Source organism: Halanaerobium congolense (assembly GCF_004366375.1).
Classification (GTDB): Bacteria; Bacillota; Halanaerobiia; order Halanaerobiales; family Halanaerobiaceae; genus Halanaerobium; species Halanaerobium congolense.
The window spans coordinates 37,262-52,697 of sequence record NZ_SOEF01000014.1 but is presented as its reverse complement, the minus strand read 5'-3'; the positions used below and the strand labels follow the sequence as shown (position 1 = coordinate 52,697).

The following is a 15,436-nucleotide window of genomic DNA, read 5'->3' as shown; positions in this document are numbered from 1 at the left end:
GAGAACTTTTATTTAAGAAGGTTTGTGAAATATATTTTAATGTATTGTATTTTCACAATTTAGTTAGATTTGACGTAACGAATAAAAAATTAGGAGGAATACGAATGAAAAAAAGAAGAATTTTATTATCAATGGCACTAGTTGTTATGGCCCTGCTGGTAGTTTCAACATCAGCATTTGCAGTATCTGATGCAGTAGAAGATGCAGTTAATGGTTATTTTGAAAACCTTCCTGAAGACAACGGTATGATTGGTGAAAAAGATTTTGTAGAAAAAGTTAAGGCCGGAGAAGATCTCTTTATTTTAGATATCAGACAGCCTGATGTTTATAATGAAGGTCACGTCAAAGGTGCAGTTAATATACCCTGGGGCCCAGAAGCTATTCCAGCTGCTTTAGATAAGTTACCTGGAGATAAAACAATTTATGTTTACTGCTATACAGCTCAGACTGCCAATCAGACAGTTGCTTTATTAAATTTTGCTGGTTTTGAGGCTAAGTCAGTTAGATTTGGCTGGAACTTAGGTATTTCAAGAGTTGCAGGTTATGAAGAAATAGTTGAAACTGAAGCACATCAACTTGGTGGAGTTACAGATTATAAAATTAATGCGAATCTTAAAGCTGCAGTTGAAGATTACTATGCAGGTTTAGCTGATGTTAGTGATACAATGTATAAAAACTATAAGATTGCTGAAGATATGTTAAAAATGGCTGTAGATTCTGGTGCAGATATGATGATAGTGTCAATCAGACAGCCTAAAGATTTTGCTGAAGGTCACATCAAAGGTGCAGTTAATATTCCCTGGGGTGCTGGTATGCAGCAGTATTTTGGACAGCTGCCTCAGGATAAGAAGATAGTTGTTTACTGCTATACAGGTCAAACAGCAGGTCAGGCAGTAGCAGGTTTAAGAATGTTAGACTATGATGCTGTATCACTTAATGGTGGTATGGGTACTTCTGCTAATGAGCCTTATGGTTGGTCTAACAAAGGTTATGAAGTAGTAAAGTAAGTAGTGCAGTAAATTGAAATTAAAAAACTTAATATCTGATAAAATAAAATTTATAGATATTAAAAAGGAGCCCCTCGGGGCTCCTTTATGTTTTTTGTACATATATTTATAGATTATTTTAAAGCCAATTATATTTTCTTAAGATTTTGATCAAATTTACACTCTAGTTAAAGATCTTAAATTTAATCAATTTGGCTGTGGATGATATCCATAATTTCATTTTTGACTTCAAAATAATCTTCATTATAAATTACTTCTTTAGTACCCTTTTCAAAAATTTGATTAGTAAAATCAACATTAAAGATCTTTATAATTTCACCCGGCTGTTTGGACATCACGACAACTCTATTAGCCAACAAAAGTGCTTCATCTACATCATGGGTGATAAAAAAGATGGTGGTATTGTTTTCTTTCCAGATGTTGCGAATTAAGTTCTGCATATTTTCTCTGGTTAAAGCATCCAGAGCTCCAAATGGTTCATCCATTAGAACTACCTGAGGATAATTTGCTAGTACTCGAGCGATAGCTACCCGCTGTTTCATACCTCCGGATAATTCAAAGGTGTAGTTTTCTCCAAAACCGCTTAAATTAACTTCATCTAAGAAAAAATCTCGGATTTCTTTAATTTCAGCTTTAGGTAAATCCCGCATTTTTGGTCCGAATTCTACATTTTCATTAACTGTCATCCAGGGGTATAGAGTGGGAGATTGAAAAACAACTCCCCGATGCCAGTCAGGTCCATCAACTTCTTTTCCCTGCATTAAAACTCTACCGGCAGTAGGTTTTACATAACCAGCAATACATTTAAGCAGTGAACTTTTACCACAGCCGGAAGGTCCTAAAACACAGATGAACTCTCCCTTATTAATCTCTAAGCTGATATTTTTTAGAGCCAGAGTAGAGTTAATACTTTCCCCATACTCCAGACTCATATTTTCAATTTTAATTAAGCTTTCTTTATTTGATTGAGCAGACATACAAGATATCCTTTCCTGGTTAACTATATATATAATTGAAAATTACTTCTTTAATTATTCTGATCATTTTTTAAAGATATTTTTATATATTCTGGATTAACATATTTATTAAAATCTGCTTGAGAAGGAGATTCTTCTATAGAGCCCTGCCGCTGCAGAAAATCAGAAGTATCTTTCATCACTTTAGCAAAGCTGCCAGGCTGATCAGCAGTGCCAAAGAAATCTTGACTTAAAAGTTCTTCTCTAGTTTTCCAGGTGGTGCCGCGCATCTGGTGGAGAGCGACTTCGGTTTCAATTCCAAGTTCATTACCAGCAATTTCAGCTGCTTTTTTCGGATTATTTCTATAAATGTCACCGGCTTCACTTAAAGCAGAAATGAAATCAGCAACTAATTCGGGATATTTCTCTGAGAACTTCTTACGAACAACCTCTACATTGGCAGTTATATACCCTTTTTCAGCCATTTCGCTGCTGTCAGTTAAAGTATAACCGCTTTTTAAAAGCTGGGCTAGGGTTGGCTGCCAGGTATAAGCTGCCTGAACATCACCGCGCTCCCAGGCTGCTACAATCTCGGCAGTCTGCATATCTAAAAGCTGAACATCTTTTTCAATACCTGCTTCTTTTAAAACATTTAAAAGAACATAATGGGAGGTAGAAGCAAAAGGGACTGCAATTCTTTTTCCAACTAGATCTTCAACTTTTTCAATCCCAGAACCATTTTTGACTGCCAGAGCTTCATTTTCTCCCAAAACTTCATGAATCCAGATTAATTCAACATTAAGTTCACGTGCTAGAGCAGTAATAGCATTGGTGTTTCCCATAGTTGCAAAATCAATACTGCCGGAAGCTAAAGCCTGATTGGCCTCTACACCTGAGTCAAAAATTCTGGTATTAATTTTAATTCCACGTTCGGTAAAATATTTATCAAAAAAACCTTCTGCAACTGCAATGGTTTCATCATTTGGAACTCTTAAAATCCCAAAGTTAATCTCTTCTGGTAGTTCTTCCTCAGCAGCTGTATTTTTAATTTCTTGACCTTCATTTTGAGCTTGATCATTACCACAGGCAGTTAAAGTTAAAGCCAGAGCAGTAATTAAGAAAATAAGCATTATTTTTTTAAAATATTTATTTTTCATTGTCTTTCCCTCCAGATTTGTGATAGTAATGTAAAATCTAATAGTTTTAAAATTTATCTTACAATATTTTAATATATTTCAAACAATTTAGTTAAACATGACCCTTCCAAAAAATAATTTTTCTTTCTAGAAATCTTAAACCAGCATCAATTATCACACCTGTAATTCCCATAATTATAATTCCAACAAAGATTACATCACTTTTCAAAAAATTAGATGCATCTAAAACCATCCAGCCTATTCCTGATGTTGCGGCAACCATTTCTGAGGAAACAAGTGTTGTATAGGCGACACCAAAGGCGGTTCTAATTCCAGTGAAAATTTCAGGTAGAGAAGCAGGGAGTACAATCTTAAAAAAAACATCCTTTTGAGCTGCTCCCAGTGAGCGTGCACTTAAGACAAAGTCCTGATTTAACTTCCTGACTGCAGAAACACAGGCAATATAAATAGGAGCAAATCCAGCTAAAAATAAGAGAATCTGTTTGGAGGTATCATCGATTCCAAACCAGAGCACTAGAAGTGTATAATAAGCTAGTGGTGGCAGGGGGCGATAAAATTCTACAACAGAATCAATTACTGCTTCAACTTTGTCAAAATAACCGCTTAATAAGCCAAGAGGAACAGCAGTAAAGATGGCAAAGAAAAGCGCCACAAATAAACGTTTAAAACTGGCTCCTAAATGAAGCCAGAGAGGAACTCCATTATAACCATTTTCTAGAATTCTTAAAAATGCATTCCAGACCCTTGCTGGTCCAGGCAGCAGGGTAGGGGTAAAGATACCTAACTTAGTAACTATATACCAGGTAAGAAAAATAGTAGCCCAGGTTATAAAAGTGAGGGCTTTTTCTGTTTTAGTTTTTTTATTTTTTTCGGATTCGCGGCTAATTTTTGGATTATTTGCTGCTGGTTTTTCTTTTTGTTTATTGTTTTTCTTTTTGTTTAAAACCATTTCTTTACACGTCCTCATAATCCTCACTATCTTTTTGAACATAAGTCATATACTAACATCAAAGATATCATATTTGCAGTAAATTATCAATTTTAAAAGTGCTGATAAATGATTAAAAAGACCACCAAGTTTAACCCTGATGGTCTAATTAAGGTACCTGGTACCGGGAAATTTAATCCAGGTACCATAATCCAGGTACCAGGTACTTTTAATTTTTGATTTATAACTAGAATTAACCGAGTTGATTGGAAAAACTTCTCAAGTACCCGGTACCTATTATACCTATTAGCCTTTACTCAAAATTATACTCAGTTACAATTTTTTCGCGGTCAGTTGTCTGATCTAAAAAGTATTCGTAGCAGCAGATTCCTAAGAAAGAACCTGAGACATTGATTACATTATCAAAGCCCCTACCCTGCAGAGCTAAAACAGCATTATAACTTCTCTGACCTGAGCGGCAGTGTAGGTATACCGGCTGGTCTTTAGGAATTTCATCAGTTCTTTCTCTTAATTCACTTAAAGGAATATTGATAGAATTAACCAAATGGCCGGCTTCATATTCATCCTCTTCGCGAACATCTACAATAAAGGCATCATTTTCTACTAATTCTCTAACCTTTGTTACTGGAACCTGATTGTAGCGGTTGTTGATTAAGTTTGTAGCAACAAGGCTTGCCTGGTTAACAGCATTTCTGGGAGTAGAGAAGAGAGGAGCATAAGCTAACTCTGATTCTGTTAAATCTTCTACAGTTGCATCCATTAAAATAGCTGTTGCCATTACATCAATTCTTTTATCTACATTACCTTTCCCAATTGCCTGAGCACCAAGAATTTTTCCTGTTGGTACCTCATAAATCAATTTAAAATGTAAAGGATTAGCATCCGGCATTAAGCTTACTTTGTCTGTTGGAATAACATAAACAAAGTCATAAGAAATACCAGCATCTTTTAGCTGCTTTTCGTTGAGTCCAGTTGCAGCTGCATTGTAATCAAAAGCTCTAATTACAGAAGTTCCAATAACTCCATTATTTTTATTAGGAATATTATACATATGGTTGGCTGCTGCTCTGGCCTGTCTCTGAGCAGGACCGGCAAGTGGTAATCTTGTTTTAGAGCGGGCAATCTTAGAATAAACTTCAATTACATCTCCCACAGCATAAATATCTGGATCACTTGTTACATAATTGTGATTTACCTCGATCCCACCTGTTTCTCCAATTTTAAGGCCGGCATCTTCTGCAAGTTTGGTTTCTGGACTAACTCCAATTGCTAAAACAACTGCTTCAGCATCAATTTTTTTACCAGATTTTAAAACTACATGGTTATCATTAACTTCACTAAGAGGATCAGATAAAACCACATTTACTCCATTATCATAGAGTTCTTTTTGAATAATCTGTGCCATATCAAAGTCAAAAGGATTTAAGACCTGATCCATAGCTTCTACTAAAGCTACATTTTTATCAGAGTGAATAAAGTTTTCAGCAATTTCAACACCGATATAGCCGGCACCAATTACTGCTACATTTTCTACATTGTTTTTCTTAACATACTGATTTAATTTATCAATATCATCAACATTTCTAATAGTAAAGACATTATCATTATTAACTCCCTTAATACTACCAGGTTTAATTGGATTGGCACCAGGAGAGAGCATTAACTTATCATATTTTTCTGTGTAAGTTTCTCCGGTTTCTAAGTTTTTAACTTCTATTGTTTTTTCATATCTATTGATTCTAGTAACTTCACTATTAACTCGAGCATCAATATTATACTGCTCGGCAAATTTGGAAGGACACATTAATACTAAGTCATCACAGTCTCTAACAATCCCGCTTAAATGATAAGGTAAGGAGCAGTTAGAAAAAGAGACATGTGAGCCTCTTTCAAACATAATAACTTCTGCGTCTTCATCAAGTCTTCTTACTCTAGCAGCTGTACCTGCACCACCAGCTACTCCCCCAACAACTAAAATTCTTCTACTCATCTTATATTCCTCCTGTAAATTTTATATTATAAATCATCCTCTCAACAAAAATAATGGTTGAGAGGGAATGTTACTTACTAAATTAAAATACTTTTTCACTGAACTTATTACTAATTATTCCGCCAATAATCATAAAGATTAAGAATACCCAGCCTGATAAAGAAAAGTTAGAGATAGGAGTAAATAATGCTCCAACATTACATCCCTGAGCGAGACGAGTACCAAAACCCATTGTTAACCCACCAAGTGAATACATTGCCGCCTGTTTTTTGCTAATTTGCAGTTCACTTTTAAAGGACTCCATAAATTTACCTGCAGTTAGAAGATAAATAATTGCTCCAATTAAAATACCAAAGTTCTGGACAGAAATTTGGTGTTCAAAAAATGGAGTGGCAAAATTTTGAGCTGACAATTGAGTGAATTCTGCAATAGCTTCAGCAGAGACACCAAATAACATTAATATTTTACCAAACCAGATACCATAGGCTTGAGAAATTCCCCAGCCATACCCTGTTACTCCCAGCATAACTGTAACAATTACAGCTAATGCTATAGCACCCTGTTTTAAGGTCCACGGTTTTTCGAAAAAGTGGTAATAGGTATCTTTACTAAATAATTTGAAATTCTTTAAATCCATGGGCTCTAAATTTTCCTGAACTCTTTCTATTTCTAAACCAGTGTATTTTCCTGATTTTTTTTGACGTTTTTCGTAATAATAGGATAAGAAGGTAAAGAACAGACAAATAGCACCTAAAAGAATTAAGGCACCTAGATAACCTTCAAACCCATCTCCCTGAAATAAGTCAGGCAGAAAAACCCCACCCATTGTTCTGTAGCCTATATAGGTGCTGAACCATGATTCTTGAACCCAATCAGCTGTGTACTGAACTGGAAAACCGATAAAAACTCCAAACATAAAGAAGATAAGAGTTGTAAACGCTCTTGGTAATGCCTGAGGTAGGTCAGTTAAAACTCCACTTGCACAGCAGACTGAAATAGACATACCGAAACCAAATAGAAAACCACCTAAGATTAAGCCTATATTAATTGGTTTAATCCAGAGATTGTAGCTGGCTGGATCTTTACCAAAGAGAAAAGCTGTAATTAGAACGGCTGTAATAAAAAACATAAATAACATAGTTCTCATTAATTTGGTTGAACCTGTTCTGTAAGCTCTATTTACACTCCCAGCAAAACCAGTATAAGCTCGTGCTAAAGCATATCCAAGTCCTGCTCCAGCTAATAATCTAAAAAATAAAAGATCTGTTTTCAGCCAGAATTTGGCTGCAGCTAAAATAATAATAATAGCTATAAACCCTAATGCTTTTTCAAATTTTTTCATAAAAAAATTCCCTCCTTATTTTTTGAATAAAAATAACTTTGTTCTAAAATTCGCAAAACAGAACAAAAAATTATAACAGAGATAAAAATAACTGCCAGGCTAAGTTATAATGTTATTTATAATATTATTCACAATCATCTATAATAATTATATACTATTTATTAACAATACTAAAATAATAATATCTTATGTAGGATAACTTTATTTTATAGACAAGTGATTTTGACTTTTTTAATTCTGAGTGTTATACTATGTTTAAAGATACCATATAGAGGTATATAGTATATTAATAAGGAGTTTTTATTATGAGTAAAGATAATAAAATTAAAAAGCGTTATGATCGAATTGCTCCAGTTTACGATTCTTTAGAACTGTTTATGGAAAAGGGAAAGATGGGAGATTGGCGTCAGAATCTCTGGCAGAAGGTGAGTAAAAAAATTGATCAATCTGAATTGAACAGGAGTGAGATCAAATTACTGGAAGCCGGTGTCGGCAGCGGCAAGAATATTGAGTATTATCTGGATGATCTTGAAATTTATGCTATAGATTTCAGTCCTAAAATGATTAAAGAAGCAGAGAAAAAAGCTAAAAAATATAATAAAGAAGTAAATTTGCTGGAGATGGATATTCAGGATCTGGATTTTGAAGATAATTATTTTGATTTTATTGTTACCAGCTGTGTATTTTGCTCAGTCCCAGATCCAGTTAAAGGATTAAAAGAACTAAAAAGAGTGCTTAAAGAAGACGGGAGGATAATAATGTTGGAGCATATGCGCAGTCAGAATGAATTTGTTGGTAAAATGATGGACTGGTTTAACTGGGTTAGCCTCTACACCTGGGGAGCAAATATAAATCGTAAAACAATAAAAAATATAGAAAGAGCTGGACTTAAGCTGGTTGAGGTTAATGATTTGATGTCCGATATTGTTAAAGAAATTGAGCTTAAAAAATAATTAAATCTTGACAAAAATACTAAGTAATGTTATTATAACTTATACCCCCTACATGTATAATGTATAAAGGAGATGTTAAAAATGAAAAAAACTATTATTATAGAAGGAATGTCCTGTGAACATTGTGAAATGCATACTAAAAAAGAATTAGAAAAAATTGATGGTGTTATTGCTGCAGAAGCTGATGCAGATCAAGGTCAGGCTGTAGTAGAAATGGAAAAAGAGGTAGCAGAAGCTAAATTTAAGGCCGCTGTTGAAGAGGCTGGCTACAAATATATTAAAACAGTATAAATTTAAAAAATTTTAATCTATATATACATTGTAGGGGTATATCTTATAAAATGAGGAGGAAAACTCCAATGGAAGAATTAGCTACTGTAGTTAAAAGTAAAAAGAATAAAGCAGAATTGAAAATAATCAGATACTCTGCCTGCAGCAAATGTGATAAAAGCTGCAGTCTGGCCGGTGATAGTCATGACCAGGATGAGATTGTTTTAGAAGTTGAAGATAAAATTGGAGTTACAGCCGGAGATCAGGTTTTAGTTGAAATGGAAAAAGGAAATCTCTTATTTGCTACTGTTGTTGTTTATGTGATTCCAATATTTTTAATGATAATTGGCTATTTTTTTGGAGTCTGGATGGCATCTTTATTTGGTATAGCGGCAGTAGAATTGGCAGGTATTGCTGGTACTTTTATTTTTTTAATTCTTTCTTTTTTAATAAATAAAATGTTTAATTCTTATCTTGAAAAAATTTCTTCGTTTAAACCGAGAATTAAAAGAGTAATTAATCGAAATTAAATAATAAGCAAAGCTGCACGACATTGTTTTTAGAAGTTTAAATAAAAAATTAATTGTACTCTTAGAATTAATATAGTTTATACTCTGAGGAGGATATAAGATGGTTCAGGATAAAAGCAAAAAAAATTGGTGGCAGAAATTTGTTAACAAACTGGCTTCCGCCAATGAAAAGCAGTATGGAGATGATGTTCCGGACTGTTGTGGAGATGGAAAAACAAAAAAAGAAAATAAAAAGTAGATTTAATTATTTGGATTTTAGATAAAATTTATATAATTTTAATGGAGGTGCAGAATAATGGCTAGTAAGAAAATAACTTTAAAAATAACAGATATGAGCTGTGCCAGCTGTGCTCAAACGGTAGAAAAATCTTTAAACAAAGCAAATGGAGTAAGTGAGGCACAGGTTAATTTTGCTGCTGAAAAAGCATATGTCACTTTTGATCCACAGCAAAACAGCAGAGATAAATTGATTGAGGTTGTTGAAAACAGCGGTTATGGTGTTAAAGAAGAAAAGGCAAAGACTTCTTTTAAGGTAGGTGGAATGACTTGTGCCAGCTGTTCGGCAGCAGTTGAGAAGGCTTTAAATAAAAGTGACGGTGTTTATCAGGCAAATGTTAATATTGCAACTGAAAAGGGTAGTGTTGAATATAATCCAGAAATTTTAAGCAAAAATGACTTTCGAGAAATTGTAAAAAATTCTGGTTATGAGCTGCTCAGTTTTGAAGATGAAGAAACAGACAAAAGTAGTGAGAGTGCTGAGGATGAAATAAGTGATGATCTGAAAAAAGTTAAAGCAGCAAAGAAAAAGATGTGGGGGACCTGGGCTTTTACAATTCCAATCATGCTCTGGATGATTCCAGAGATGTTCTTTGGTGTTGCCTGGCCCAATATGCAGATATTTAATTTAGGAATGATTGTGCTGGCTATTCCACCGCTCTTTATTTTTGGCCGCAAAACTTTTGTTACTGCCTATCGAGCGGTCAGCCACGGCAGTGCCAATATGGATGTTTTAATTGCAATGGGTACTGGAGCTGCTTTTATAACCGGCCCGGCTGTGTTTTTTACTCCAATTGCCAATTATGCAGGTGTTTCAGCAATGATTATGGCTTTTCATTTAACCGGACGTTATATAGAAGAAACAGCAAAAGGTAGGGCCTCTCAGGCAATTCGAAAACTGCTGGAACTGGGAGCCAAAACTGCCACAATTATTGAAAATGGAAATGAAAAAGAAGTTGCAATTGAAAATGTACAGCCTGGAGATATTATGCTGATCAAACCAGGAGAAAAAATACCTACTGATGGAGAAATTGTAGAAGGTGAGACGACAGTTGATGAATCAATGGCAACTGGAGAGTCAATGCCTGTTAAGAGAAAAGAAGGAGACGAAGTAATTGGTGCTACAGTTAACCAGAATGGATTGATTAAAGTTAAAGCCACTAAAGTTGGTAAAGACACCTTTCTTTCACAGGTAGTTAAAATGGTAGAGGAAGCTCAGGGAACCAAAGTTCCCATTCAGGAATTTGCTGATAAGATAACAGGAATCTTTGTCCCAACTGTTTTAATTATAGCTACTTTAACCTTTATTTCTTGGTTGATTTTTCCTGATACATTGCGAGAAGTTGGTTTCTGGGCCCAATCATTTTTGCCTTGGGTTGATCCAACATTAGGAACATTTACCCTGGCAATTTTTGCAACAATTGCTGTCTTAGTAATCGCCTGCCCCTGTGCTTTAGGACTGGCAACTCCAACTGCACTGATGGTTGGAAGTGGAATTGGAGCTGAAAATGGAGTTTTAATCCGTAAAGGTGAGGCAATCCAAACTATGAAAGATGTACACACAATTGTTTTTGATAAAACTGGAACCATTACTAAAGGTAAACCCGAGGTAACAGATATAACTGCAGCCTCAAACAGCAGTGAAGAGGAATTACTGCAGTTAGCCGCAAGTGTAGAAGCAGGTTCTGAACATCCTCTGGGAGAAGCAATAGTTCAGGGCGCAAAAGACAGAGAAATTGAAATAAAAGAAATTAAAAATTTCAATTCTGTTACTGGTAAAGGTGTTAAGGCAGAAGTTGATGGTAAAGAGGTACTTGTTGGAAGTAGAAAATTAATGGAATCAGCAGGAATAGATACCTCTGATTTTGAAGGTGAATTACAGAGGTTAGAAAATGAAGCCAAAACTGCAATGTTAGCTGCAGCTGATGGTAAAATGCTGGGAATAGTTGCTGTGGCAGATGCTTTAAAAGAGGATTCGTTTCAGGCAATTGCAGAACTCAAAAAACTGGGACTAGAAACAGCAATGATCACTGGTGACAATCAGCGTACAGCTGAGGCAATAGCAAAAGAAGTAGGAATTGATCATGTAGTTGCGGAAGTAATGCCCGATGGTAAGGTAGATAAAGTAAAAGAACTGCAGTCTAAGTTTGGTGTTATTGCTATGGTTGGTGATGGAATCAATGATGCACCAGCTTTAACTCAGGCAAATGTTGGAATAGCAATTGGTACCGGTACAGATATTGCAATTGAATCTTCAGATATTACCTTAGTTCGAGGTGATTTATCTTCTGTAATCACAGCAGTTAAGCTCTCCCGAGCGACCTTTAAGAAGATCAAACAGAATCTTTTCTGGGCCTTTTTCTACAACCTAATTGCTATTCCAGTTGCAATTCTTGGACTATTACATCCTGTAATTGCTGAGATGGCAATGGCGACAAGTTCAATTAGTGTTGTCACAAATGCTAACCTCTTGAGACGGGAAAATGTACAAGCGAATTATAAATAAAATTGGGAGTAGATAATCAAATATGATATAATGAAATAGAGGAATTAGGAGGGGTTTGATGAATTCTTTATGTGAGCTGGATAAAAAGGAACTTACAAATCGCTTAAGAAGAATAGAAGGCCAGGTTCGCGGTCTACAGCGGATGGTAGATGAAGAAAAGTACTGTGTTGATATTCTGCATCAGATCAATGCCGTTCAAGGGGGACTAAAAAAAGTTGGTCTAAAAATCCTTGATAAACATGTGCACGGCTGTGTTCAGAGAGCAGTCAAAAATGAAGAAGGCGACGAAATCATAAATGAATTGATGAATGTTTTGGCTAAGTTTACTGATTAAACTGAATTTAGATTTTAAGTTTGATTATAAAGATAAAAAAGTAAGAGGAAATTGGAATTTGTTGACAGAATTAAAGGAGGAATATGAATATGAAGAAAAAGTTAATTGTAGCTTTAATAGCTGTTTTGTCGATTTTTGTGTTAGCAGCATGTTCTGGAGCTGGAGAACAGGGAGCAGCTCCAGAACCGGAAACAGCAGATACCGTAACCACAGCCTCAATTATTGCGGATGAGGAAGCATTTATTAATGCAGTAAGTGCTGATGGCAGCTGGATTGTTGCAACTTTGAATGATTTGACTTTTGAAGAAGCAATAACAGTTGAAGGAAAATTTTATGATGATGGAGATTCTGAAAATGATCTCTATAGAAAAATAGCAGCTTATGCTCAGGATGATCAGCGTAATATAACAGACAGATATACTATCACAGCTCCTGAAATGATTATTAAAAGTCCAAATACACGCTTCCAGGCAGGAACATTTGTAGGAGATATTATTGTAGAGGCAAATGGATTCACACTTTATGATGCCGTTGTCGAAGGAAATATTTATTTTGCTAATGAAGAATATCAGAAATCAGCAGAAATTACTAATGATAGTGAAGTGACTGGAGTTATAGAAGTCCAAAATTAAAATAACTGCAAAAAAGCCCTAATGCTTTAAAGCATTAGGGCTTTTATCATTTTAAATTATTTAAGTTAATTATGCTAAAATAGCAGTTACAAACCAGATATTTTGGCTGTAGCCAGCTACATGATCTTCAAAGGCACCAACAACTTCAAAGTCACCATCAGCATCAGCATCGTTTCTAATTTCTGCAGCTAATTTTTTCATTTCTTTTAAATCAGACTGAACTTCATTCAATACCTCATCTACACCATACTTTTTAGAATCTAATTCTTCAATAGTTGCAGCTTCAATATAATCGTTTAGCTTTACTAATGGAAATTCACCTTTCATCTTCATAATTTCTGCAACTTCATCATATTTTTCAAAGAAATCATCATAAAGTTCTTCGGTAAAGCTGTGAACCTGCATAAACTGCTTACCTTCTACATTCCAGTGTAAGTTGTGTAACTTTGTGTTTAATACTGCTAAGTTTGCTAAATAAGTGTTCATTTTTTCGTAATTTTTCATTTTGAATTCCTCCTGTTTAATTTTTTATTATTAGTAATGATTATTATTATTAATTTCTACATTTATTATAATATTCTATTTAGATACTTTTGTCAAGGCAATATTTTGTCTAATGGTGTTGATTAAAAACTGGAAATCTTAAATAACTACAGTTATATGATTTATATCACATAACTAAAGAAAAAATTCTTATATAATATAATTAAATAACTAAAATAAAGGAGATTATCATGCAGCTAAAAAAATATATTACTATTGATCAAAACAAATGCAATGGATGTGGAAAATGTATAACTCATTGTACTAAGGGTGGAATAAAAATCAAAAGTGGTAAAGCAGTATTGGCAGCAGAATCATTTTGCGGGTCTTTTATCAATTGTATTAAAAAATGTCCAAGAGAAGCGATAACTATTCAAAGACGCAAATTATCTCAGGTTGAATTAGATAATGAAATAGCACCAAATGCCGGTTGCTTTTTCAGCGGTCGTTATGATGTAAACCACTGGTTTGAATAATTTTTATAAAAAAAGCCAGAAATTATCTATTTACATAGAAAACTCCTGACTGTTAATTAATATTTTATTTAAAGACTGTGCTGGTTTATTTTAACTGGCGCAGTTTTTTGATTCTTTCTTCTGTCGGAGGGTGTGAGCTAAATAATTTTGCCATACCTTCATTAGAAAGTGGATTTAAAATGAACATATGGGCTGCAGCTTCATTAACCTGCATTTTTTCTCGTCCCTGGCTGTAGCGTTCCATTTTCTCTAAAGCACTGGCTAAGCCTTCTGGATTACCAGAAATCTCTCCTCCGGTTTCATCAGCAATATATTCTCTTGAGCGAGAAATTGCCATTTTGATTAAAATAGCCGCGAGAGGTGCAAAGATAATAGCAACCAGCTGCAGTAAAGCTCCGGCTCCATTATTGTTACGGCGGCCACCAAAGATCATTCTGAATCTTCCCATCCTAGCTAGAAACGCAAGTGCTCCAGCCATTACTGCTGCCATGGTACTGATTAGAGTATCTCGATTTTTAACATGAGCCAGTTCATGGGCAATAACGCCTTCTAATTCATCCTCATTTAATAAGCGAATTAATCCTTGAGTAACTGCAACTGCAGCATGTTCTGGATTTCTCCCTGTTGCAAAAGCATTTGGCTGATTTGTTGGAGTTAAATAAATTTTTGGCATCGGTAGTTTAGCATTTTTAGACAGCTTTCTTACTATCCTGTAAATTTCTGGTGCTTCATTTTCATTCAAAGGTCTTGATTTAGTCATTTTAATTGCCAGTTTGTCACTATTCCAATAACTGATGAAATTTATTGCAAGGGCAAAAATAAAGGCCATTACAATTCCATTCTCACCGGCGATCATTCCTCCAAAAAACATAAATACAATTATTAAAGTAAACATTAATAAAAATGTTTTTGTACGGTGCATTATTTTACCTCCTCGTATAATATACTTATTTCTAATCTAATTCTACAGCAATATTATAACTTATACAAATTAAAATTTGATGAGAAATTACGGCTTCAAAATAGAGGAATTTTCCTGTCTTTGTTTAAATATGGATATAGTGAGAAAAAAATTATTAAAGGGGGGTAAATTTTGGATGCTGCAGCTATAACAATTATATTTATTGTTCTTTCAGCACTGGTGGCAGTTGTCTTAAGAAAAATCAAAAAAGATAAATGTCTTAAGGATTTTAGAGATGATACAGTCTGTTTGGAACTTTTAAATGGTTAGCAGTAATGACAGAGAGGTTAATAAACGGAAAAACGAGCTTTATGGGCTGGTTGAAACTTCCTATGAGCCACTGCTTGAAGATTATATTGGCGAAAGAGTAATTTTAGAGCTTAAAAAGGGCAGTGAATGGGTTAAATATAATGGTGTTTTAAAGGATTATACATCAGAGTTCATTGAGTTGATTGATGTAGATTATGCTCCTGAAACAAGTGGCAGAATTGATGCTGATTTAATAGTTTTAAGGAAATATGGTATAGTTCGCAATTTAAGTGAGTAGAGATAAT

18 protein-coding genes are annotated in these 15,436 nt (G+C 34.5%); 11 read left to right on the top strand and 7 right to left on the bottom strand.

What is annotated here, in order from left to right:
• Nucleotides 1-104: 104 nt before the first annotated feature.
• Entirely contained in the window at nucleotides 105-1,007 is a 903-nt protein-coding gene (locus C7954_RS06500; RefSeq protein WP_073157726.1) for a rhodanese-like domain-containing protein, read from the top strand.
• A 182-nt stretch (nucleotides 1,008-1,189) separates the two neighbouring features.
• Here the strand turns inward: C7954_RS06500 and C7954_RS06495 are convergent, their stop codons facing one another.
• The 5 genes from C7954_RS06495 to C7954_RS06475 form a co-directional block, all read right to left on the bottom strand.
• Nucleotides 1,190-1,984: an ABC transporter ATP-binding protein gene (locus tag C7954_RS06495; RefSeq protein ID WP_073157723.1), complete on the bottom strand. Its 795-nt coding sequence runs from the start codon at nucleotides 1,982-1,984 to the stop codon at nucleotides 1,190-1,192.
• A 50-nt stretch (nucleotides 1,985-2,034) separates the two neighbouring features.
• Nucleotides 2,035-3,120, bottom strand: a complete 1,086-nt coding sequence (locus C7954_RS06490) for a taurine ABC transporter substrate-binding protein (protein ID WP_073157720.1) — start codon at nucleotides 3,118-3,120, stop codon at nucleotides 2,035-2,037.
• Nucleotides 3,121-3,211: 91 nt separating this feature from the next.
• Nucleotides 3,212-4,069 (bottom strand): ABC transporter permease, encoded by an 858-nt coding sequence (locus C7954_RS06485; protein ID WP_134059122.1) that lies wholly within the window; start codon nucleotides 4,067-4,069, stop codon nucleotides 3,212-3,214.
• A gap of 292 nt (nucleotides 4,070-4,361) precedes the next feature.
• Entirely contained in the window at nucleotides 4,362-6,059 is a 1,698-nt protein-coding gene (locus C7954_RS06480; RefSeq protein ID WP_073157718.1) for an FAD-dependent oxidoreductase, read from the bottom strand.
• 82 nt (nucleotides 6,060-6,141) lie between these two features.
• The gene (locus C7954_RS06475) at nucleotides 6,142-7,401 is read right to left on the bottom strand and encodes a YeeE/YedE family protein (protein WP_073157715.1); all 1,260 of its coding nucleotides are present in this window, start codon (nucleotides 7,399-7,401) and stop codon (nucleotides 6,142-6,144) included.
• Between the two features lie 305 nt (nucleotides 7,402-7,706).
• Between C7954_RS06475 and C7954_RS06470 the strand changes: the two genes are divergently transcribed.
• The 7 genes from C7954_RS06470 to C7954_RS06445 all read left to right on the top strand — a co-directional run bounded on the left by C7954_RS06470 (nucleotide 7,707) and on the right by C7954_RS06445 (nucleotide 12,902).
• Nucleotides 7,707-8,354, top strand: coding sequence for a class I SAM-dependent methyltransferase (locus C7954_RS06470; RefSeq protein ID WP_081374531.1), 648 nt, complete (start codon nucleotides 7,707-7,709; stop codon nucleotides 8,352-8,354).
• Between the two features lie 81 nt (nucleotides 8,355-8,435).
• Nucleotides 8,436-8,645 (top strand): heavy-metal-associated domain-containing protein, encoded by a 210-nt coding sequence (locus C7954_RS06465; protein ID WP_073157709.1) that lies wholly within the window; start codon nucleotides 8,436-8,438, stop codon nucleotides 8,643-8,645.
• A 68-nt stretch (nucleotides 8,646-8,713) separates the two neighbouring features.
• Nucleotides 8,714-9,154 (top strand): SoxR reducing system RseC family protein, encoded by a 441-nt coding sequence (locus tag C7954_RS06460; RefSeq protein WP_073157706.1) that lies wholly within the window; start codon nucleotides 8,714-8,716, stop codon nucleotides 9,152-9,154.
• A 100-nt stretch (nucleotides 9,155-9,254) separates the two neighbouring features.
• A complete protein-coding gene (locus C7954_RS13635; protein WP_158531721.1) occupies nucleotides 9,255-9,392 on the top strand; it encodes an LDCC motif putative metal-binding protein in 138 nt (45 codons plus the stop codon).
• A 57-nt stretch (nucleotides 9,393-9,449) separates the two neighbouring features.
• A complete protein-coding gene (locus C7954_RS06455; protein WP_110301056.1) occupies nucleotides 9,450-11,936 on the top strand; it encodes a heavy metal translocating P-type ATPase in 2,487 nt (828 codons plus the stop codon).
• A gap of 58 nt (nucleotides 11,937-11,994) precedes the next feature.
• Complete coding sequence (locus C7954_RS06450; protein ID WP_073157700.1) at nucleotides 11,995-12,270, top strand: metal-sensitive transcriptional regulator; 276 nt, start codon at nucleotides 11,995-11,997, stop codon at nucleotides 12,268-12,270.
• A gap of 89 nt (nucleotides 12,271-12,359) precedes the next feature.
• Nucleotides 12,360-12,902 (top strand): hypothetical protein, encoded by a 543-nt coding sequence (locus tag C7954_RS06445; protein ID WP_073157697.1) that lies wholly within the window; start codon nucleotides 12,360-12,362, stop codon nucleotides 12,900-12,902.
• Between the two features lie 69 nt (nucleotides 12,903-12,971).
• On the opposite strand, the gene C7954_RS06440 is transcribed toward C7954_RS06445, so the two are convergent.
• Nucleotides 12,972-13,406: a Dps family protein gene (locus tag C7954_RS06440; protein WP_089717162.1), complete on the bottom strand. Its 435-nt coding sequence runs from the start codon at nucleotides 13,404-13,406 to the stop codon at nucleotides 12,972-12,974.
• 230 nt (nucleotides 13,407-13,636) lie between these two features.
• On the opposite strand from C7954_RS06440, the gene C7954_RS06435 reads away from it, so the two are divergent.
• Entirely contained in the window at nucleotides 13,637-13,921 is a 285-nt protein-coding gene (locus tag C7954_RS06435) for an ATP-binding protein (protein WP_073157691.1), read from the top strand.
• Nucleotides 13,922-14,006: 85 nt separating this feature from the next.
• Here C7954_RS06435 and htpX read toward each other — a convergent pair whose 3' ends face one another.
• Nucleotides 14,007-14,843 (bottom strand): zinc metalloprotease HtpX, encoded by an 837-nt coding sequence (gene htpX, locus C7954_RS06430; protein ID WP_073157688.1) that lies wholly within the window; start codon nucleotides 14,841-14,843, stop codon nucleotides 14,007-14,009.
• Between the two features lie 171 nt (nucleotides 14,844-15,014).
• Here htpX and C7954_RS13630 point away from each other — a divergent pair, with 171 nt between their 5' ends.
• Both C7954_RS13630 and C7954_RS06425 read left to right on the top strand, forming a co-directional pair.
• Nucleotides 15,015-15,152: a hypothetical protein gene (locus C7954_RS13630; protein ID WP_159429268.1), complete on the top strand. Its 138-nt coding sequence runs from the start codon at nucleotides 15,015-15,017 to the stop codon at nucleotides 15,150-15,152.
• Nucleotides 15,145-15,429: a hypothetical protein gene (locus C7954_RS06425; protein ID WP_073157686.1), complete on the top strand. Its 285-nt coding sequence runs from the start codon at nucleotides 15,145-15,147 to the stop codon at nucleotides 15,427-15,429. The genes C7954_RS13630 and C7954_RS06425 overlap by 8 nt, the downstream gene beginning before the upstream one ends.
• Nucleotides 15,430-15,436 lie beyond the last annotated feature (7 nt).